The 19,347-nt window shown below is 66.2% G+C and carries 16 protein-coding genes; 12 read left to right on the forward strand and 4 right to left on the reverse strand.

What is annotated here, in order from left to right; genetic code table 11:
* Positions 1-29 precede the first annotated feature (29 nt).
* Complete coding sequence (locus AWB74_RS01890) at positions 30-1,607, reverse strand: S53 family peptidase (RefSeq protein ID WP_061145046.1); 1,578 nt, start codon at positions 1,605-1,607, stop codon at positions 30-32.
* A 236-nt stretch (positions 1,608-1,843) separates the two neighbouring features.
* Positions 1,844-2,266, reverse strand: coding sequence for a GFA family protein (locus AWB74_RS01895; RefSeq protein ID WP_061145047.1), 423 nt, complete (start codon positions 2,264-2,266; stop codon positions 1,844-1,846).
* Between the two features lie 62 nt (positions 2,267-2,328).
* Between AWB74_RS01895 and AWB74_RS01900 the strand changes: the two genes are divergently transcribed.
* The 8 genes from AWB74_RS01900 (at position 2,329) to AWB74_RS01935 (ending at position 12,168) form a co-directional block, all read left to right on the forward strand.
* Positions 2,329-3,669 carry a hypothetical protein gene (locus AWB74_RS01900; RefSeq protein ID WP_061145271.1) on the forward strand — a complete coding sequence of 447 codons (1,341 nt, stop codon included), beginning with the start codon at positions 2,329-2,331 and terminating at the stop codon, positions 3,667-3,669.
* A gap of 3 nt (positions 3,670-3,672) precedes the next feature.
* A complete protein-coding gene (locus tag AWB74_RS01905) occupies positions 3,673-4,188 on the forward strand; it encodes an isochorismatase family protein (protein ID WP_061145048.1) in 516 nt (171 codons plus the stop codon).
* Positions 4,189-4,564: 376 nt separating this feature from the next.
* A complete protein-coding gene (locus AWB74_RS01910; RefSeq protein WP_061145049.1) occupies positions 4,565-5,257 on the forward strand; it encodes a (2Fe-2S)-binding protein in 693 nt (230 codons plus the stop codon).
* 11 nt (positions 5,258-5,268) lie between these two features.
* Positions 5,269-6,267, forward strand: a complete 999-nt coding sequence (locus tag AWB74_RS01915) for an FAD binding domain-containing protein (protein WP_061145050.1) — start codon at positions 5,269-5,271, stop codon at positions 6,265-6,267.
* Complete coding sequence (locus AWB74_RS01920; protein ID WP_061145051.1) at positions 6,264-8,486, forward strand: xanthine dehydrogenase family protein molybdopterin-binding subunit; 2,223 nt, start codon at positions 6,264-6,266, stop codon at positions 8,484-8,486. Before AWB74_RS01915 ends, AWB74_RS01920 begins: the two co-directional genes overlap by 4 nt.
* 115 nt (positions 8,487-8,601) lie before the next feature.
* Positions 8,602-9,192 (forward strand): nucleotidyltransferase family protein, encoded by a 591-nt coding sequence (locus AWB74_RS01925; RefSeq protein ID WP_061145272.1) that lies wholly within the window; start codon positions 8,602-8,604, stop codon positions 9,190-9,192.
* 161 nt (positions 9,193-9,353) lie between these two features.
* Positions 9,354-9,839 (forward strand): hypothetical protein, encoded by a 486-nt coding sequence (locus AWB74_RS01930; protein WP_061145052.1) that lies wholly within the window; start codon positions 9,354-9,356, stop codon positions 9,837-9,839.
* 7 nt (positions 9,840-9,846) lie between these two features.
* Entirely contained in the window at positions 9,847-12,168 is a 2,322-nt protein-coding gene (locus tag AWB74_RS01935; RefSeq protein WP_061145053.1) for a M48 family metalloprotease, read from the forward strand.
* Between the two features lie 2 nt (positions 12,169-12,170).
* On the opposite strand, the gene AWB74_RS01940 is transcribed toward AWB74_RS01935, so the two are convergent.
* Both AWB74_RS01940 and AWB74_RS01945 read right to left on the reverse strand, forming a co-directional pair.
* Positions 12,171-14,525 carry a type VI secretion system Vgr family protein gene (locus tag AWB74_RS01940; protein ID WP_061145054.1) on the reverse strand — a complete coding sequence of 785 codons (2,355 nt, stop codon included), beginning with the start codon at positions 14,523-14,525 and terminating at the stop codon, positions 12,171-12,173.
* 19 nt (positions 14,526-14,544) lie between these two features.
* Positions 14,545-15,027 (reverse strand): Hcp family type VI secretion system effector, encoded by a 483-nt coding sequence (locus tag AWB74_RS01945; RefSeq protein ID WP_061145273.1) that lies wholly within the window; start codon positions 15,025-15,027, stop codon positions 14,545-14,547.
* 164 nt (positions 15,028-15,191) lie between these two features.
* Here AWB74_RS01945 and AWB74_RS01950 point away from each other — a divergent pair, with 164 nt between their 5' ends.
* From AWB74_RS01950 to tssG, 4 genes are read left to right on the forward strand one after another with little or no spacing between them, the layout of a single operon-like run.
* Complete coding sequence (locus AWB74_RS01950; protein ID WP_087038795.1) at positions 15,192-15,791, forward strand: type VI secretion system tube protein Hcp; 600 nt, start codon at positions 15,192-15,194, stop codon at positions 15,789-15,791.
* Between the two features lie 29 nt (positions 15,792-15,820).
* Positions 15,821-16,327: a type VI secretion system baseplate subunit TssE gene (gene tssE, locus AWB74_RS01955; RefSeq protein WP_061145055.1), complete on the forward strand. Its 507-nt coding sequence runs from the start codon at positions 15,821-15,823 to the stop codon at positions 16,325-16,327.
* Between the two features lie 14 nt (positions 16,328-16,341).
* On the forward strand, positions 16,342-18,228 hold the full coding sequence (tssF, locus tag AWB74_RS01960; protein ID WP_061145056.1) for a type VI secretion system baseplate subunit TssF: 1,887 nt from the start codon (positions 16,342-16,344) through the stop codon (positions 18,226-18,228).
* Positions 18,204-19,298: a type VI secretion system baseplate subunit TssG gene (gene tssG / locus AWB74_RS01965; protein WP_061145057.1), complete on the forward strand. Its 1,095-nt coding sequence runs from the start codon at positions 18,204-18,206 to the stop codon at positions 19,296-19,298. Before tssF ends, tssG begins: the two co-directional genes overlap by 25 nt.
* Positions 19,299-19,347 lie beyond the last annotated feature (49 nt).

The raw sequence follows: 19,347 nt of genomic DNA on the forward strand, positions 1-19,347 counted from the left end.
TTGTTGTTCACTGTGGTGCTACATCCTGCTCAACTCTTTGCGGGCTTGAGCGCCGCCGCGATCTTCCCGCCATCGGGGCTGCCCATGCCGGTGCACGCGTCCCAGCCGTCCGCCGCCGAGAAGCTGCCGTTGTTGCCTTCCGTGATGTCGCGAAACGCCGTCTGCGCCTTATAGAGCGTCGGATTGACGAAGCCCGCGGGCGACGCGTTGAGCGCGTTGATGCGCGCGATCAGCGCAGCCCACAGCGGCGCGACCGCGCTCGTGCCGCCGACGACCGTATCCTCGCCGTCGATCAGCACGTCGTAGCCGGTTTGCGGCGACGCATCGGCCGACACATCGGGCACGCCGCGCTTCGCAAGCGCAGTGTGCCGGCCGTTCTTCGTCACCGACAGCCCCTTCTGCCAGACCGGCAGCGCAAAGGTGCCCGACACGCCGCCGCCGCCCGCGCCGCCCTGATCGCCGTCGTTCCAGACGACTTCCTTCGTGATGCCCGTGCCCGATGCCGCGAGGCTCGTGCCGCCGCAGCCGAGCACGTACGGGCTCGACGCGGGAAAGTCGACGTGATCCGCGCCGTCACCGACGCCATCGGTCGAGCCGCTGTCGCCCGACGCCGCGCAGACCGTCACGCCGAGCGCGGCCGCGCTTTGCAGCACGTCGTTGAAGGCGCTCATCGACTGCGATGACCAGTTCGCTTCCGGGCCGCCCCAGCTGATCGATATCACCGACGGCTTGTTGGCGGCATCGTGCAGCGCGCGATTCACGGCGTCGACGAAACCGGCGTCGCTGTTCGGCGCGAAATACACCGCGATGCGCGCGCCCGGCGCGATGGCCCCCGCGATCTCGATATCGAGCGTCACTTCGCCGTCCGGGCCGTTCGGGTTGCCCGTGGGCGCGTTCTTGCCGCCGTCCACGCCGACCGACACCACGTTCGGCGCCTTCACGCCGAGCTTCTTGAAATACGCGGAGAGATCGCTGTCGCGATAGCCGCCGCCCAGCTCGATGATCGCGATGCACTGGCCGGCGCCGTCGCCATCCGGGAAGTCGTAGAGTTTCGCGAGATCGACCGGCGTGAACGACGCGGGCGTCATGCCGCGCGCCGGCCTGAACGGCGGACGGAAACGGAAATGCGGACGCGCCTGCGGCTTGCTGTCGAGGCCGAGCACGGCGGTGACGGCGTCGTGCATTTCGTCAGGCACGCTGACCGGCCCGGTGCGCCCGCGATATTCGCCGATGTTGTGATGTTGAAAGCGTTCCAGCTTGACGTCGAAAGCCTTCTGGAACTGCTCGATGGCGCCCTTCAGCACGACGCTGCGCGTCTCGGTTTCCGCGCGCACGACCGTGAGGCCGTATTGCCTGGCGAAGGCCTTGACCTTGTCGATGTCTTCGGCCGAGGCGGTGAAGCGCTTGTCGAATTCCTCGCGGGACACGGCTTGGCCGGACGCCTCGCCGGCGTCGATGCGCGTCATCATCTGTTTGAAGCCCGCTTCGTCCTTGCGCCGCAACATCACGATGACTTCGATCTGCTCGGATGGATCGCAGTCGCCGATGCATTGCGCGCCTTCGGGATGAATCTTGTCGCTGCTGCCGCTGACCGGTTGCTTCGTCATGGTATCGATGCTCCTCGTTGGCCATGCAATTCAAAGGTTCCCGATCCTGCCGCTCGTTCGCGCATCCGGCGCGCATGTTCGCCGCATGTTCGTTTCACGCAGCGCATGTCGCTTATCGTCTTATTTTCCGGGCGCGAATGCAATTGCTCGGACCGTTGACCCGATGATGCAGTTCCGGCGAGACAGAAGCTGTCCCGGTCTTCACGGCGATGTCTCTTTTCCTTTCGCTGAAGCGCCTAGTGCGCGCGCTCTTCGTCGTATTCCGGACGCGCGCCCTTCGGCAGCCACGGCTCGCGATGCTTGCACCAGAGTTCGTATTCCGGCTCGAAGAGGCCGGTTTCGTCGAATGCGCCGATGGGCAGATCGACTTCGTCGCGCGTCGTGAACTCCATGTACGCGACCGAGCCGCACACCGGGCAGAAGTGCCGCCGCCCGTCGTCGGAACTGCGCCACGTCGACAGGCTGCCGCTCATCATCACGTCGCCGCGCGCGTAAATCGCATAAGCTCCGAAGGCGGAGCCGTGCACCTGCCGGCACGTCATGCAATGGCACACGCAGGCGCGTATGGGCTTGCCCGTCGCGCGAAAGCGAAACGCGCCGCAGGCGCATCCGCCTTCATGAACCGTAGTCGCCAACTCTTCGTCCTTTTGAACGTTCATCGATTGCTCCCGTATATACGGCGGTTTGTTACGATAACCCTTCACGATCGGAGATGGCACTCATGAGCACATCGAGCACCACCGGCACCACGAGCACTCAGCACACCCCGAGTACCTTGTCCCTTCTGAAACTACTGCCCGGCGTCGGCTCGGAGTTCGGCCCGGCCGCGACCGACCTCGTCGCCCACGTGCTGTCGCACGACCGCTTCGATGCGGCGGCGAACGCCAACCTGCCGCGTGAAACCTTCCACAACGCCACCGTCGACGACATCATGTCCGACGAGTTCACGTTTCCGCTCGGGCGCACCGGCCAGTCGATCGTGCTGACAGGCTATCGCATCGCGGCGGGTTTCATCGCCGAACGCGCCGCCGACGAATGGCTCGAACTGGCGCACAAGCAACGGGTCGCAAGAGGCTTGCCCGCCGCGCCGCAGGGCAGCGAGCCGCACCTCTCACCCGATCCCGCTGAGGCGGATCAACTGCTCGAGCGCGCCTACGAATGCGCACAACGCATCCTCGACCCGGTCGCGGGCGAGCCGGTGCTGTCGCTCTTCGAAACGCACTACCGCGGCGGGCGCGAGTTCCTGCGCCTTTCGTGGGAAGGCTTGCCGGAAGATCTCGTGCCCGAATCGCGCCGTCCGCTCGCGGCGCTCGCCGCGGCCGCGGAGAACGGCGAGCGGCGCGAGAAGCGCGATTACGATCCTTACGGCCTGGACGGTGTCGACGATTACGATGTCGACCGACCGCTCGCCTATCGCGAGAAGATCGGGCCGTTTCTCTTTACGATGACCTACCGTCACGAGTATCCGCAAGTCGACGACGAGCGACTCGGCACCGCGTTCGCCGTGTTTCACGAAGCGGGCAGCGACATCGTCGCGGCAGCGGTGCGGCTGCAGCTCGTCAAAGTGCCGCCGCTCACGAGCAGCGCCGATCTCGTCTATACGCTCGACACTTACTCCGGCGAAATGCTGTCGCTCGCGCTCGCCGCAACCGAGGCGCTCGGGCCCGAGAAGCTGTGCGAGGTGTTCAACGCGCATCGCGTGATCTACATCAGCCTGTGGGAAGTGCGCAAGCCGTGGCGCGGCGAAGGCTTGGGCGTTGCGCTGCTGCATCAGGCGCTGGAGCGTCTTCCCGTCGATGTCGATGGACGGCCGAACGCGCTGTGCGTCGCGCCCGAGCCTTATCAGACAGACATGCGTCACTTCGAGAAACTGCCCGGCGTGCTGCGCGAGGAGCTGAGAACGCCGGCAAAGCGTCTCGCCGCGCATCTGACGAGCTGGCTGGAACGCTCGAAGCTGCCGATCGCGACGCACTTCTTCGTGCCGATGGCGAAGCACGCGGGCATCGGCTCGGCGGGCGAAAACGCGCGGCTCATCGACCGGATCATGGAAAGCGAGGCGTAAGCCATGCTCGTCGTCATCGATATGCAGGCGCGCCTCTTGGCGCATCTCGACGACGGCGAGCGGCTCGGCGAGCGCGTCGGCACGCTGCTGCGCGCGGCGCATCTGCTCGATGTGCCAGTCGTCGTCACAGAGCAGAATTCGCGCGGGCTCGGCAGCACTGCGGATTCACTTCTCGCGCCTATTCGCGGCGCGAGCATCATCGAAAAGCATACGTTCGACGCGACGCTCGAAGCGGCTTTCGTCGATGCGCTGCCGCCCGCGCCCGCCACGCTCTGGGTGGCCGGCGCGGAAGCGCATGTGTGCGTGCTGTTGACCGTGCTCGGATTGCTGCGGCTCGGTTATCGCGTGGAGTTGATTGCCGATGCGGTCGGATCGCGCCGTGCCGCCGATCGCGCGATCGCGCTCGAACGCGCACGGCAGGACGGCGCGAAACTGACGACCGTCGAGACGGCGATTTTCGGCTGGCTCGGGAGTTATCGGCATCCGCGCTTCAGGGAAGCGCTCGCGCTGATCAAATGAATTCTGGGCGCGCTTCGCGACGGGACGGTTAGTTGCCTCGCGCGAAGATTCCGGGCAAAACTGCCATGTGATCCCGAGCGGTGACACGCTGGAATTACGCTCTGATGCAGCATTTACCCGCGTGATCCGTGCGATGACCTTCCACTGCCCGTCGCCGCCGCATGGCATCGGACTTGCTACGCATTTCCGGTTGCGGGTCGACGAACGTTCGGTTTCCTTACAGTTGCCGAACTGTCGCGAGCCTGCCCCAACGCGCCATCCCGAGACTCGAGCATCGGCGCTCCGCCCGATCCGTCGCAATCGGCCGCGAGCATATGCCCATGAAGACTGGAGCCCGCCGGCGTCCATCCGAACGAGCGAGGAGCACCCCATCGCCATGTCCCCAGCCGATACCCATTCCCCCGACGCCAGCGACGCGGCGCAAAAGCCGTCGCGCCGGCGCTTCCTGCAATCGGCCGCGGCGGCCGCCGCCGTCACCGCCGCGCCGCTCGCCCATGCGCAGCAGCAGTCCGCCGCGACACCGGCGGTAGCGCCACCGCCCGCCGCCGCGCCGATGATGCCCGTCAGGCTCACCATCAACGGCCATCCGTACGAGTTGCAAGTCGAGGCGCGCACGACGCTGCTCGACGCCCTGCGCGAATACGCCGGCCTCACCGGCACGAAGAAAGGCTGCGACCGCGGTCAGTGCGGCGCGTGCACGGTGATCGTGTCGGGCCGGCGCATCAATTCGTGTCTGACGCTCGCGGTGATGCACGACGGCGAATCCGTCACGACCGTCGAAGGCCTCGCCCCCGATGGCGACACGCTCGCGCCGATTCAGAAGGCGTTCATCGAAAAGGACGCCTTTCAGTGCGGCTACTGTACGCCGGGGCAGTTGTGCTCGGCGACCGCGCTCATCGCCGAATACCGGGCGGGTGATGCCAGCGCGGTCACGGCCGACGTGCGCGCGCGCCCCCCGCAACTCTCCGACGATGAAATCCGTGAGCGCATGAGCGGCAACATCTGCCGCTGCGGCGCGTATCCGAACATCGTCGCGGCGGTGAAAGCCGTCGCGTCGGGCAACGCCTGAAGGAGACGCACATGGACGCGATTTCCTATCAGCGCGCGCCTGACATCGGCGCGGCGCTCGCGGCGGCGGCCCAGCCGGGCACGATGTTCATCGGCGGCGGCACGAATCTGCTAGACCTGATGAAAGGCGGCGTGATGCGGCCGATGAAGCTCGTCGACATCACGCATATCGATGCCTTGAACGGCATCACCGCTCTGCCCGATGGCGGCCTGCGACTCGGCGCGCTCGTGCGCAACAGCGACGCGGCGAATCACGCGTGGGTGCGCGAGCGTTATCCGCTGCTCTCGCAGGCGCTGCTCGCAGGCGCATCGGCGCAATTGCGCAACATGGCGACCGTCGGCGGCAATCTGATGCAGCGCACGCGTTGCCCGTATTTCTACGACACCGGCTTTCCTCAATGCAACAAGCGCGCGCCGGGCAGCGGCTGCGCGGCGATCGGCGGCAATAACCGCATGCACGCGATTCTCGGCGCGAGCCCGCAATGCATCGCGACGAATCCGTCCGACATGAGCGTGGCGCTCGCGGCGCTCGATGCCGTCGTGCGCGTCACCGGCCCGAACGGCGAACGCGCGATTCCGTTCGCGGAGTTCCATCGGCTGCCGGGAGACCGGCCCGATCTCGACACGACCTTGCAGGCGGGCGAGCTGATTACTTCGGTCGATCTGCCGCCGCCGCTCTTCGCCGCACATTCGAAGTATCTGAAAGTGCGGGACCGCGCGAGCTATGCGTTCGCGCTCGTGTCCGTCGCGGCCGCGTTGCAGATGGACGGCAGCACGGTGAAAAGCGCGCGCATCGCGCTGGGCGGCGTCGCGCACAAGCCGTGGCGCGCGAGCGCGACCGAACGCGCGCTCGTCGGCACATCGCTCGACAAGCTGTCGCTGCAAACCGCCGCCGCGCTCGCCGTGCAGGGCGCACAGGCGCAGCGCGACAACGCGTTCAAGGTGACGCTCGCTCAACGCGCGATCGTGCGCGCGGTATCACAAGCACAGCAGGCCGGAGGTGTCGCATGAGTGTCATCGGAAAACCGCTCGATCGCACCGACGGCGTGCTGAAAGTCACCGGCCAGGCGCGCTATTCGGCCGACAACACCGACGCGAAGCTCGCGCACGCGGTGCTCGTCACCAGCACGGTCGCGAAGGGCCGCATCGCGTCGATCGACACGAGCCGGTCGCAATCGATGCCCGGCGTGCTGCTCGTGATGACGTACCAGAATGCGATGCGCCTGCCGAACAACGGCATCCCCGACGCGCAGCCGCCCGCCGTGCGCAAGCTCACGCTCCTGCAGACGAACGAAGTGCGCTATAGCAACGAGCCGGTCGCGGTGGTCGTCGCCGATTCACTGGAACATGCGCAGGATGCGGCACGCCACGTCGACGTGCGCTACGACGCCGCGATGCCGAATGCCGATTTCGAGCGCGCGAAGGCTTCCGCGTATCAGCCGGAAAAGATGATGGGCCGCGCGATCACGACGAAGCGCGGCGACGTCGACGCCGGTCTGAAACAAGGCCCGACGCGTCTGAACGCGGTCTACACGACGCCTTACGAGCATCACAATCCGATGGAGCCGCACGCGACGCTTGCCCGCTGGGACGGCCCGAAGCTCACGCTCTACGACGCGACGCAAGGCGTCTCCGGCGCGAAGAGCGCGGTCGCGAAATTCTTCGGCATCTCGGAGAGCGACGTGCGCGTGATCTGCCCGTTCGTCGGCGGCGGCTTCGGCTGCAAGGGCTCGGCGTGGTCGCACGTCGTGCTGGCGGCGATGGCGTCGAAGCAGACGGGACGCCCCGTGAAGCTCGTGCTCGAACGTCCGCAGATGTTCGGCATGATCGGCAACCGGCCGTTCACCGAGCAGCGCATCCAGATCAGCGCGCGCGACGACGGCATCATGACCGGCATGCGTCACGACGTCATCTCGACGACCTCGACCTTCGAAGACTGGACCGAAAGCTCGGCCATCGTCACGCGGATGATGTACGCGGTGCCGAACCAGTCGACGTCGCACAAGCTCGTGAAACTGGACATTGGCACGCCGACGTTCATGCGCGCGCCCGGCGAGACGAGCGGCTCGTTCGCGCTCGAAACCGCGATGGACGAAATGGCGTATCAACTGAAGATGGACCCGCTCGCGTTTCGCATCAAAAATCACGCGAACATGGAGCCGCAGGAGAAGAAGCCGTGGTCGGAGAAGGCGCTGCTCGAGTGCTATAGCCGCGGCGCGGAAACGTTCGGCTGGTCGAAGCGCAATGCGGCGCCGCGCTCGATGCGCGAAGGCAATACGCTGATCGGCTGGGGCGTCGGCACGGCGACGTATCCGGCAAACCGCAGCGAGGCGTCGGCGGTTGCGCGCATCCTGCCCGACGGCACCGCGATGGTCGCCTCCGGCACGCAGGATCTCGGCACCGGCACGTACACGATCATGACGCAGGTCGCCGCCGATGCGCTCGGTTTTCCGCTCGATTACGTGCGTTTCGCGCTCGGCGATTCGTCGCTGCCGAAGGCGCCGGTGTCGGGCGGCTCGCAATCGGCGGCGAGCGTGTCGCCGGCGGTGCGTGCCTGCTGCCTGCAGGCGCGCGACCAGTTGATCTCGATGGCGCTCGCCGATCGCGGATCGCCGCTCTTTGGCGTGCCCGGCGACGACGTGATCGTCAGCAACGGCTGGGTCGTGAGCGTATCGAATCCGGACAAGCGCGATCCCGCCGCGGCGATCATCGCGCGCAACGGCGGGCGTGCGATCGAAACCTTCGCCACCACGCGCCCCGGCGACGAGAAAAAGCAGTACGCGTTTCACTCGTTCGGCGCAGTGTTCGCGGAAGTGCACGTCGATGCCGATCTCGGCGTGATTCGCGTGCCGCGCATCGTCGCGGTGTACGACGTCGGCACGCTGCTCAACGCGAAGACCGCGCACAGCCAGTTGATGGGCGGCATCGTGTGGGGCGTCGGCTCGGCGCTGTTCGAAAAGAGCGAAATGGATGCGCGCTACGGCCGATACACCAACGCGAATCTCGCGGAGTATCACGTACCGGTGAACGCGGATATCGGCAGGCTGGATATCGCGTTCGTCGATCAGCCCGATCCGCACATCAATCCGCTCGGCGCGCGCGGGATCGGCGAAATCGGGATTACCGGCGTGGCGGGCGCGCTCGGCAATGCGGTGTATCACGCGACGGGCGTGCGCGTGCGCGATCTGCCGATCACCCTCGACAAGGTGTTGCCGCCGACGATGACATGACGTGAAAACGGTCCGCACGGCGCGTTTTTCGTACGCGCCGCGCGGATTTTTTATGCTTGCGGCGTGCTTCGATGCGCCGCACAATTCCGGTTCCATCCTCACAGGAAGCGCCGCGATGAGCTATGCGTCGAACGCCACCGGCATCCTGCTGGCGGCGGGTCTGGGCACCCGCTTCGACCCGTCCGGGCATCGCAACAAACTGCTCGCCACCCTGCCCGACGGCACGCCGGTCGTGTTTCAGTCGGCGCGCAGGCTGCTCGCGGTGTGCGCAGACGTGTTCGCGGTCGTGCGGCCCGGCGCCGAAAAGCTCGCCGACGTGCTCAACGAAGCCGGCTGCAGCGTCATCTTCTGCGCCGATGCCGGGCGCGGCATGGGCGCGACGCTCGCCGCCGCCGTGTGCGCCACGTCGGAATCCGATGGCTGGCTCGTCGCCCTGGGCGACATGCCGTGGATCGAGCCCGCGACGTACGAAGCCGTCGCGCGTGCGCTCGACGCGGGCCAGGCGCTCGTGGCGCCGTTTTATCGCGGCACGCGCGGGCATCCGGCGGGTTTCGGCATCGTACATCGCGAGGCGCTCGCCGCGCTCGACGGCGATGCGGGCGCGCGCGGCATCTTCTCGACGCACGCGCCATCCATCGTCGATGTCGACGATCCGAACGTGCTGCGCGATATCGATCTCCCGGGCGATCTCACGGTGGAGCGGTAAGGAAGGCGAACCGTGCGCCAGCGCACGCTTCGACGAGAAGTGCCGGCCGTATCGGTTCACAACCGGGCGCACCGTTTCGTCCTCACTTTCGAACAATTTCCTTTTGACATCGCGCTGGCCGAAACCTAAGTTTCAAGCCGACATCACGCGTTCCGAAGATCATGGACCCAGCCGCCGAACACGATCTGATCCGGGAAATCTCACGCCACGTCCTGACGCAAATCGCGCCGCAGGAATTGCCTCTTTTCACGGCGGCGAGCGCGGCCTGGTTCGCCGATCCGGCCGCCGCGATGAAGGCATCGAAGAATCGCGACGCCGCGCTCGGCTTCGGCGCCGACGCCTTCTCGATCCTGTTCACGCCGCTCGTGCTTCAGGTCGTGTCGGAAATCATGCCGATGCTCGGCGGCATCGCGCTCAAGGCGACGGAAACCGCCGTCGGCGAAGAAGTGTCGGCGCTCGTCAGGAAGATGTTCCGGCGCGGCGAATCCGAAACCAGACCCGACGCCGCGCCTGCGCTCAACACGGAACAACTGGGCGAAGTCCATCGCCATGTGATCGCGGCCGGCAAGCGCCTGCGTCTCGATCACGCTCAGACGCAGCGCCTCGCCGACGCCGTCGTCGCGCAATTCGTCCTGCCGAAGAAGTGAGCGCATCGTGCTGCAATCCGTCGCTTCGGACACGCGCCGCCCGCGGCTGAATCCGTTGCCGTTTCCGTCCGATATCGCGTTGCGGTTCGATCTGCTGATCGTGCTGATCGTATGCGTGAGCATCCAGTTCTACGGACACTTCTGGGAAAGCCTCCACGTCGAAGCGACCGAAACGCTGGCCGCGTGCTCGTCGGACGTATTCGCGGGCGTTTTCGATCCACGCCTGCTCACGCAGGATGTGCTGTCCGCATCCGAGCTGCGCGGGCAGTTTGCGCCGCAATTCGCGCACTGCATGGCGCTGCTCAGACCGCAAACGGCGTGGAAAATCGCGGGAATCGTCGCGACGCTCGCGGTCGCCGGCATCGCCTACTGGTGCTTTCCCGCGTGGAAGCTGAAGTCGCAACGGCTCGTGCCCGTCGCGAGGGACGATCCGCCCGGTCTCTTCGATGCCCTCATCGCCCTCTGCGACGAAGCGCGGCTCAGCCCGCCGCCCGCCTTTGTCTGGAATCCGCTCGCGACCGGCCTGCCGGTGACCTTCGGACGCCGCCGCGCGTATTACGTCGCGCTCTCCGGGGCGTTCGTCGCGAACTACTTCTACGCCGATCGCGCCGCGTTTCGCGCGATCGTCCTTCACGAACTGGCGCACATCCGGAATCGCGACATCGACAAAACCTTCATGACGATCGCCGCGTGTCTCGCGTTCGTCATCGTCAGTGTCGTTCCCTTGCTCGGCGTCAATCTGTTCAGCGGGCTCGCGTTGCACGACACCGTTCTGCTGCTCGCGAAAACCGTGGTGTGGAGCGCGCTCGTGCTCCTTTCGGGCGCGTCGGTGCTGCGCGTGCGCGAGTTTTTCGCCGACGTGCAGGCGTCGCAATGGGACGGCTCGCCCGTTCACGTCGATCGCGCGCTCGCGCGCACGAGCGCGGCCGCGCCGCACGGACCGCGTGCGTTTCTGAGCCTGCATCCGCGCGGCGATGCACGTCGCGCCGCGCTCGCCGATACCACGCCGCTCTTTCGCCTCGGCAAGTGGGACGCGCTCGGCATCGGATTCGGCGCGGGCGTCGTCATCGAAACGATGAACGGTCTCGTGCTCGGTCTCGTGCCCGGCGATCCGCAAGCGGCGGTCTTGCGCGTGACGATTATCGCGTCGGTCGTGACGCCGCTCGTCGTCATGATCTTTGCGATCGGCGCGCTCGCCACCGGCATCTGGCGCGGCGCGTACGCGGCCGTGCTGAACGGCCGCGATCCGGTGAAAGGCACGGCGGCGGCGGGCGCCCTCTTCGCGCTCGGCTACTTCGCGAATCAGATGCTGCTCGGCGCGGGACTGCTCTGGGGCGGCGCGACGCAGCCGCGCATGTCCGCCGATAACGTCATCACGCTCGTCGAAGTCCACGCGATCGCGCTCGTGCTCGCGGCCATCGGATGCTGGCTGATCTGCGACTGGATCGCGCGTTCGGCGGCCGCATGGACCGGCGTCGCCGTGACGAACCGCTCGCCGCTTTTCGTGCTCAGGCTGACGCGCGCGGTATCCGTCGCGGGCGTCGCGGGCATGTTCGCGTGGGGCACGTTCGCGTCGACGTCGATCGTGACGCTCGGGCCGCATCAGACGTTCTACACGTCGCTCGTGATGATCGCGCCGCCGATGGTCATCGCCGCGTTCGGGGCATGGCTCTTTCCGTGGTCGTCGCGATGGTTTCGCCGCGCGCGCCGCGATCGTGCGCCGTCCGCGTGGGTCTTTCTCGACGACGCACCGCGCGCCGATTTATCGTTGCGTCTTGCGGATTTTTGCGCGAGCCGCGCGCTGTCGACGGGCGTCATCGCCGGGCTGGCGTTCTGTCTCTGGATCGAATTGCTGCGGTTTCGCCGATTCCTGCCGCGCGACATCGAAGACGCGATTTACGCGACGTTTGCCGTGCTGCTGCGCGTCGCGCACCGCGCGGGCGACAGCGGCTTCGCGCTCGTCATGGCGATCGCGCTGACGGCGGCGCTGGCGGCGCTGATCGCGGCGTCGCGGCGCGGCGCGTTCAACGCGCTCTACGGCTTGTGCGCCGGTTCGGTCGCGGGCGCGGTGATGAGCGTCGGCGGACTGGTGACCATCGATCTGAACGCGCAATCGACGTTCGAGTCCAGCATGACGTCGGTGCTGCTCTATCTCTGCGTCGCGTCGATGGCCGCGCTTCCCGCTTCGATGATCGGCGCGCTCGCCGGGAAGTTGCGCAAAGTGTCGGACGCATACGCGGGTTTATCGGTGTCGCGGAAGATCGCGATGGCCGCGCTCGGCTTCATCGTCATCGCGGGATGGATCAAGTCGCTGAGCGACGTGATCTGAGCTCAGTTCTGCAGGATCTTCGAACCCTTCATCACGATGTCGCTGTCGGCTTTGACGTTGATCTTGCCGCTGCCCGTGACCGTGATGTCCTTGCCCTTGATCTGAATCGTGCCGTCTTTCTTCATCGTGATGCTCGCATCGCCGGTGACGAGCGAGATCGAGTCGGCCGCGCTGACCTTGAGATTCTTGCCAACCGTCAAAGTATCGTCTTCGGTGATCGATGTCGTGCGCGCCTTCTTGACCGTGCTCGATTGCGCGCCGTCGATCGTCTCGCCCATGTCCTTGCCGACGGTCACGGTTTGCGCGCCGGTGACGCCGAGCGTCTGATCGCCGCCGACGGTGGTCTTCTGATTTCCGGTGACGTCGATGGTCTGATCCGCGCCCACGCTCACTTTCTGATACGCGACGATCTTCACCAGTTGATACGCGCCGATCGCGATTTCCTGCGCGAGACCGACCGTGATCGTCTCGTTGAGGCCCACCAGATGCGTCCGCTGCAACAGCACGCTCGCGGTTTCCATCATCTTGACGAGGATCGTGCGCGTCTTGTCGATCGTAATGTTCTCGTGCCCGCCGACCGTTTCCGTGCGATTCGCGACGATCGCGATCGTCTCGTTGTTGCCGACTTTCTCGTCGCGATTGACGACCACTTCGATCTTCTCGTTGTTCCCGACCGTTTCCGTGCGGTCATGTTTGACGACGGTCGTCTCGTCGTGATCGATATTCTTCTTCCGATCGCGCCCGACCCAATGCGTCTCGTCGTTCTCGACTTCGATATCCTGATTTTTTTCCGCGTGAATCAGCACCTGCTCCGCGCCCTTCTTGTCCTCGAAGCGCAGCTCGTTGCAGTTCGCGCCGCTGCCGCCCTTGCTCGACCGGCTCTTGATGCCCGATTGCGTCATGTTCGCCGGCAAGTCGTACGGCGGCATCTGCTCGGCGTTGTACACGCGGCCCGTGATGATCGGCCGGTCGGGATCGCCTTCCAGAAAATCGACGATCACTTCCTGGCCCATGCGCGGAATCGCGACCGCGCCCCAGCCCTTGCCCGCCCATGGCTGCGACACGCGAATCCAGCACGAACTGTTTTCGTCGCGCTTGCCCTGGCGGTCCCAGAAGAACTGCACTTTCACGCGGCCGTATTGATCCGTGTAGATTTCGTCGCCGCCGGGGCCTACGACGACCGCCGTCTGCGGCCCCTGCACGAACGGCTTGCGCGCGCTGCGTGCGGGCGCGAAGGCCTGCTTCGCGTCGATCGCGGAAAACCAGCATTCGCAGCGATTCGCCTGCGCGCCGTCGAAGGCTTCGTAATCGGCAAGCTCGATCTCATAACGCGTGCGCGTGACGAGATACTGCGCGTTCTGATCCGCGCGCGGATGCCGCGTCAGCTTGATGAGCGCGCCCGCGCGCACGCTGCGGCTGTTGGTGCGCGCTTCGACCTGATGCCAGTTGATGTCGGGATCGTCGGGCACGCTGCCTTCCACGCGCCACTCTTCCGCGCGTGCTTTCGCGCGGCTCTCGCCGTGATCGGCTTCGACATAGCCGCCGGGATAATCGAAATGTTCCAGCCCGGAAAACGCGTCGAAGCCCTGCATGTGCTTCATCGCCTGCTTTTGCAGCGGCCGCGACGGATGCTTGAAGTCGTAATCGGTGAGCAGCCAGTTGCGCGTTTCGATCGCGTGATGCGTGCGCCACTCGCTCACATATTCGATATCGGGCGCGGCGGCCATCACCGCGCCATACGGCAGCGATTCGCAACCCGCGACGCTTTCGTGCGCGGCGAGCGTGTCGGTCAGGATCAGCGATTCCTTGCCGTCCTTGTCCTGAAACCAGTAGTAGATGCCTTCGTCTTCGATCAGACGGCTCACGAAGTTGAAATCCGATTCGCGATACTGCACGCAGTACTCACGCGGCGGATGCGCGCGCGTGCTCGCCTTCCACTTGATTTCGCCGAATTCGAGACCTTTGTAGACCGGATCGGCGAACACGGCCTTCACGATCTCTTCGACCGTCTTGTTCTGAAAGATGCGGCAGTTCGTGCGCCGCGCGAGCAGCCACAGCCACGGCCGCACCACCGCTTCGTAGACATGCAGCCGTCCGCGCATGCCCGTCTGCCGAAAGCCGACCACGTAGCCGCCGAACACGCGCGGCTTCGCCTTCGGCACGCTGAGCGAGACTTTGACGTGCTTGCCCAGAATGCGGCCGAAGTCGAGGTCCGCGCGCTTCGACACGAGCGTCAGTTCGACGCGTGGCATGCGCCCGAGCTCCGCGCTCGCGCGCACGCCCAGGATGCGCAGATCGTCGCCGAGCGGCGTATCGACGCTGACGAGCGGGCTTTGCGCGGCGGCATCGTTGGCCATTGGCGCACCGTCGTTCCGATCAGCGCACTTCCGTGCTGCGCACGTCCCAGCCGAACTTCACGGCGCCGCCCAGCGCACCCTTGTCGTCCTGCGGCTTGTACTCGAATTCGATGTCCGCGTAACTCAGATCGACGGTCTGCTCAGGATGCCCGTTCGGCACGCATTTCAGCGCCACCTGCGTGACGGTGACCTGCTTCATCGTGACGGTGAGGAATTCCTTCTGCCCTTCGCCCGCCTTGCTGACGGTGAGCTTCGCGCTTGCCATGTGCTTGCCGCTCGCGCAGTTCTTCTTGAGCGTGGGCGCGGACTTGTCGTATTGATGCACGAACTGGAAGACACCCGGACACGCCTTGCCGATGCCGCTGCCGCTACCCGTCATCGGATTGCTGGCGTTCGTCACGCCCCAAGTGAAGCTCATCACCTCGATCTGTCCTTCCGCCCCCTTGTGCTTCGACTCGCCGTCGATTCCATCGATCTTCAGATAGCAGTCGGTCGTAGCCATGTGATCCTCCGTCGTGATCGGCATTCGTTGCCATGCGATGCGTGGCGTTGCGCCACGCGCATGCAATCCACTGGTTAAACGAATCGTGCCGCCGGTTTTTGAACTTCAAAATCGCGCAGCGCGCACCGTCTTATCTGCGATACGCCGTACAACGGATCAGCACGATGCCAAGCCAAGAACTGCGCGAGCCGCACCCGGAAAGCATTCTCACGATCGACGCCCTGCGCCAGTTCGATCTGCTCGCGCTCGCCGAATCCGACGACATGTTTCTGCATGTCGTGCCCAAGCGCAGCAACACGCCGGTCAAGGGCGAAGCGAAAAAGCGCGGCGACTGGGACACGCCGATGCAGATCCACGGCTGGCGCTGGGCGCAAGGCTACGACGCCGCGCCGCTCGCCGCTGCGCTCAACGCCAACGACATGCGCGTGACGGCGCTCGGCGTCATCAAATCGGTGGATTCGGCGTCGCCCGTGCTCGCGCGGCTGTGCGCGCAGGCGGAATTGCTCGCGCTCGCGCACATCCGCTGCTTCAAGTCAGCGGGCACGGATCACGGCGTGCAGATCGAATATCTGTCGATGAAGCTGGAGCAAGCCTATATCCGCAACTATCACATCTACACGAGCGCGCGCTTTGCGCGGCCGTGCGAGGTGTTCGAGCTGTCGGCGCAGCAAATCACGATGACCTGCGCGCCGCAGACCGAAACCGGCAGCCGCGGCGCGGACGTGACGTTCGCGCTCGATGTTTCCACGCGCCGCGTGACCTAGCCGCGCGACCTGGCCGAAACCACGAGCCGATGAACGAGCCCAGCGCCGCCGACCGCCTCCAGCCCACGCTGCTCGATCGCCTGATCGACGACGATCCCGCCGCGCGCACCGATCCCGCCGGCGAGCGCTTCATGACGCATCGCGGGTTGCGCGCGGCCGTGCTGCGCGACGTCTCGTGGCTCTTCAACACGACGAATCTCGGCGGCGCGATTTCGGAGGACGGCTTTCCGCACGCGTTCGCGTCGGTGCTCAATTACGGCTTGCCGTGCCTGTCGGGGCGCTTCGCATCGACGATCGACACGGTCTTGCTCGAACAGGCGATCCGCCAGGCGATCGAGCGTTTCGAGCCGCGCATCGATCCGTCGACGCTGGAAATCGAGCCCGTGCTCGACCGCTCCGTGCTCGACATGCACAACCAGATCGCGCTCGTGATTCGCGGCCTGTTGTGGGCGCAGCCGGTGCCGCTGGAATTCGCGCTGCGCACGGAAATCGATCTGGAAGAAGGCGGCATCACCGTGATGGAACTGCCCCGCTGACGACGATCACGCTCATGGACCCGCGCCTTCTGCGTCACTACAACACCGAGCTCGCGCATCTGCGGGAAATGGGCGCGGAATTCGCGCAGCAGTTTCCGAAGATTGCGGCGCGCCTCGGCATGAGCGGCATCGATGTCGCCGATCCGTATGTCGAACGCCTGCTCGAAGGCACGGCGTTTCTTGCCGCGCGCGTGCAGTTGAAGATCGAGGAGGAGTTTCCGCGCTTCACGCAGCAACTCACGCACGTCGTGTTGCCGCAGGCCGCCTGTCCGACGCCGTCGATGCTGATCGCGCAGCTCGCGCCCGATCTCGCGAATCCGAATCTCGCCGAAGGCTTCACGGTGCCGCGCGGCACGGCGCTCATCGGCCGGACGGCGGCGAGCGCGCACACGACGCCGTGCGAATTCCGCACCGGCGCCGATCTCACGCTCTGGCCGATCGAACTCGCCGAAGCGCGCTATGTCGCGCAGATGCAGGACTTGCCGCTCGCCGCGCTGCCCGCGACGCAGGCGCTCGCGCATCGCGTGAAGGGTGCGCTGCGCATCCGTCTTTCGACGCCCGAAGGTTTGTCGTTCGACGCATTGCGTCTCGACGCGCTGAACGTCTATTTCGCGGGCGCCGACGAGACCGCGTATCGTCTGTACGAACTCGTGATGGCGGGCACACTCGCCGTCGTCGTGTCGACGCCCGAGCGGCCGAGCCGCGCGCTCGCCGCGTTGCCCGGCGATGCCGTCGGGCCCGCGGGTTTCAGCGATCGCGAAGCGCTGTTGCCCGTCACGCCGAACGCGTTTCAGGGTTATCGGCTGCTGCACGAATATTTCGCGCTGCCCGAGCGCTTTCGCTTCGCGCGCGTCGCCGGTCTCGCGGATGTCCTGTCGTCGTTCGTGTCGCGCGAAATCGAGCTGACGTTCCTGCTCGCCAACGGCGATGCGTCGCTGGAGCGCGTCGTCACGACGAGCAACGTGCTGCTCGACTGCGTGCCCGCGATCAATCTCTTCCCGAAACGCGCCGACCGCGCGCTGGTGACGGAAGCCGCCGCGCGCTTTCATGTCGTGCCGGATCGCACGCATCCGCTCGACTTCGAAGTGCATTCGGTGACCGCCGTGTCGGGCTATGGCGCGAGCGACGACACCGAGCAGATTTTTCATCCGTTCTACGCGGATTTTCTGTCGGACCGGCCCCGCGACGCCGCGTATTTCACGACCGAGCGCGAGCCGCGCGTCGTGCCCGCCGGGCGGCGCAAGAGCGGCGCGCGCACCGAATACATCGGCAGCGAGACGTATGTGTCGATCGTCGATCCGACCGCCGCGCCGTATCGCGGCTCGCTGCGGCAACTGACGTTCGCGACGCTCTGCACCAACCGCGATTTGCCGCTGATGATGCCGCCGAGCGCGACGGGCAACGATTTCTCGCTCGACATCGCCGCGCCCGTGAGCCACGTCCGGTGCGTGAGCGGCCCGTCGCGGCCCGCGCCCGCGAACCTCGATGCGGCGCGAAGCTGGCGGCTGATCGATCAGTTGTCGCTGCATTATTTGTCGATGGGTAACGGCCCGCGCGAAGCCGCCGCCGCGTTGCGCGCGCTGCTGATGTTGCACGTTCCGGACGCCGATCAGGCCGGCAAGGCGCAGGTCGCGGGCGTCGTGTCCGTCGATGCGCAAGGCGTCGTGCGCCGTCTGCCGATGCCCGGCCCGATCGCGTTCGGGCGCGGCCTGCTGATCGACGTACTCGTCGACGATCTCGCCTTTCAGGGCGGCAGCGCGTGGCTGTTCGGCAGCGTGCTCGACCGCTTCTTCGCGCGCTACGTGTCGATCAACGCGTTCGTGCAGACCGTGCTGCGCACCAGCGCGCGCGGCGAAATCCTGCGGCTGTCACCGCGATGCGGCACGAGAGCGATCTTCTGAGCGCGGCGGCGCTGCCCGAGCCTGCGCGTGCGCTCGTCGATCTGTTCGACGCAGTCGCCGCTGAGCCGCATCGGCACGATTTCTATTGCGTGATGCGTCACGTCGAGGCGCTGACGCCTCACTTGCCGCGTCTGGGCTGCGGCGCGCGTCCCGCCGACGAGCCGATTCGACTCGCGCAAGACGTCTCGCTCGCCTTCGCGCCCGCGCCGCTCGCCGCGCTCGACCGCGATCCCGACGCCCGCGCGCCGCGTCTCGAACAGCGCTTTTTCGGCTATCTCGGCCCGAATGGCCCGCTGCCGCTGCATCTGACGGATTTCGCCCGCGAACGCGCGCTGCATCACGGCGACACGGCGTTCGCGCGGCTGCTCGATGCGCTGCTGCATCGTTTGCTGCTGCTGTTTTATCGCGTGTGGGCGCAGGGGCGGCCGGTCAACGGGCTGGATCGTCCGGACGACGATCGCTTCGCGTTCTACGCGGGCGCACTGATCGGCATCGCGGATGAAGCGAGCCGTCATCGCGATGCGGTTTCGGATCACGCGAAGCTGCATTTCGCCGGCCTGCTGAACATGCAGACGCGCCCCGCCGACGCGCTTGAAGCCATCGCGGGCGCGCTGTTGCGCGTGCCGGTGCGCGTCGAGCCGTATCGCGGGCACTGGATGACGCTGCAACGCGATGAACGCACCGCGCTGCGTCATCGATCGGCGCGCTTTTCGGGCGATGCGTCCGCTCATGCGCCGAGCCTCGCGCAACTCGGACGCGGCGCCGTGCTCGGCCGCGCCGTGTGGGATCGTCAGCACGCGTTCCGGCTCGCGATCGGGCCGCTGTCGCTCGCGCAGTTCGAATCGCTGCTGCCGGGCGGCGACGCGCTGCCGACGCTCGTCGCCGTGGTTCGGCAGCATCTGAACGGCGAGCTCGCGTGGGACGCGCAACTCGTGCTCGCCGCCGACGACGTGCCGACCGCGCAGATCGGCCGCTACGGAAGGCTCGGGCTTTCGGCGTGGCTCGGTCTCGCCGCGCGACACGCCGATTGCGCCGATCTCGCGCTCGACGCCGACGCGCATTGTCGATAACCAGCACGCCGCCTTGCAAAATCCCCGCCGCTGCGCCGTCTTATCGGAT

The organism is Caballeronia arvi (assembly GCF_001544695.2).
Taxonomy (GTDB): domain Bacteria; phylum Pseudomonadota; class Gammaproteobacteria; order Burkholderiales; family Burkholderiaceae; genus Caballeronia; species Caballeronia arvi.

Bases quoted from the DNA above. Each gene is read 5' to 3' on its own strand.
- AWB74_RS01890 (WP_061145046.1), bottom strand. From the start codon at position 1,607: ATGACGAAGCAACCGGTCAGCGGCAGCAGCGACAAGATTCATCCCGAA.
- AWB74_RS01895 (WP_061145047.1), bottom strand. From the start codon at position 2,266: ATGAACGTTCAAAAGGACGAAGAGTTGGCGACTACGGTTCATGAAGGC.
- AWB74_RS01900 (WP_061145271.1), top strand. From the start codon at position 2,329: ATGAGCACATCGAGCACCACCGGCACCACGAGCACTCAGCACACCCCG.
- AWB74_RS01905 (WP_061145048.1), top strand. From the start codon at position 3,673: ATGCTCGTCGTCATCGATATGCAGGCGCGCCTCTTGGCGCATCTCGAC.
- AWB74_RS01910 (WP_061145049.1), top strand. From the start codon at position 4,565: ATGTCCCCAGCCGATACCCATTCCCCCGACGCCAGCGACGCGGCGCAA.
- AWB74_RS01915 (WP_061145050.1), top strand. From the start codon at position 5,269: ATGGACGCGATTTCCTATCAGCGCGCGCCTGACATCGGCGCGGCGCTC.
- AWB74_RS01920 (WP_061145051.1), top strand. From the start codon at position 6,264: ATGAGTGTCATCGGAAAACCGCTCGATCGCACCGACGGCGTGCTGAAA.
- AWB74_RS01925 (WP_061145272.1), top strand. From the start codon at position 8,602: ATGAGCTATGCGTCGAACGCCACCGGCATCCTGCTGGCGGCGGGTCTG.
- AWB74_RS01930 (WP_061145052.1), top strand. From the start codon at position 9,354: ATGGACCCAGCCGCCGAACACGATCTGATCCGGGAAATCTCACGCCAC.
- AWB74_RS01940 (WP_061145054.1), bottom strand. From the start codon at position 14,525: ATGGCCAACGATGCCGCCGCGCAAAGCCCGCTCGTCAGCGTCGATACG.
- AWB74_RS01945 (WP_061145273.1), bottom strand. From the start codon at position 15,027: ATGGCTACGACCGACTGCTATCTGAAGATCGATGGAATCGACGGCGAG.
- AWB74_RS01950 (WP_087038795.1), top strand. From the start codon at position 15,192: ATGCCAAGCCAAGAACTGCGCGAGCCGCACCCGGAAAGCATTCTCACG.
- tssE (WP_061145055.1), top strand. From the start codon at position 15,821: ATGAACGAGCCCAGCGCCGCCGACCGCCTCCAGCCCACGCTGCTCGAT.
- tssF (WP_061145056.1), top strand. From the start codon at position 16,342: ATGGACCCGCGCCTTCTGCGTCACTACAACACCGAGCTCGCGCATCTG.
- tssG (WP_061145057.1), top strand. From the start codon at position 18,204: ATGCGGCACGAGAGCGATCTTCTGAGCGCGGCGGCGCTGCCCGAGCCT.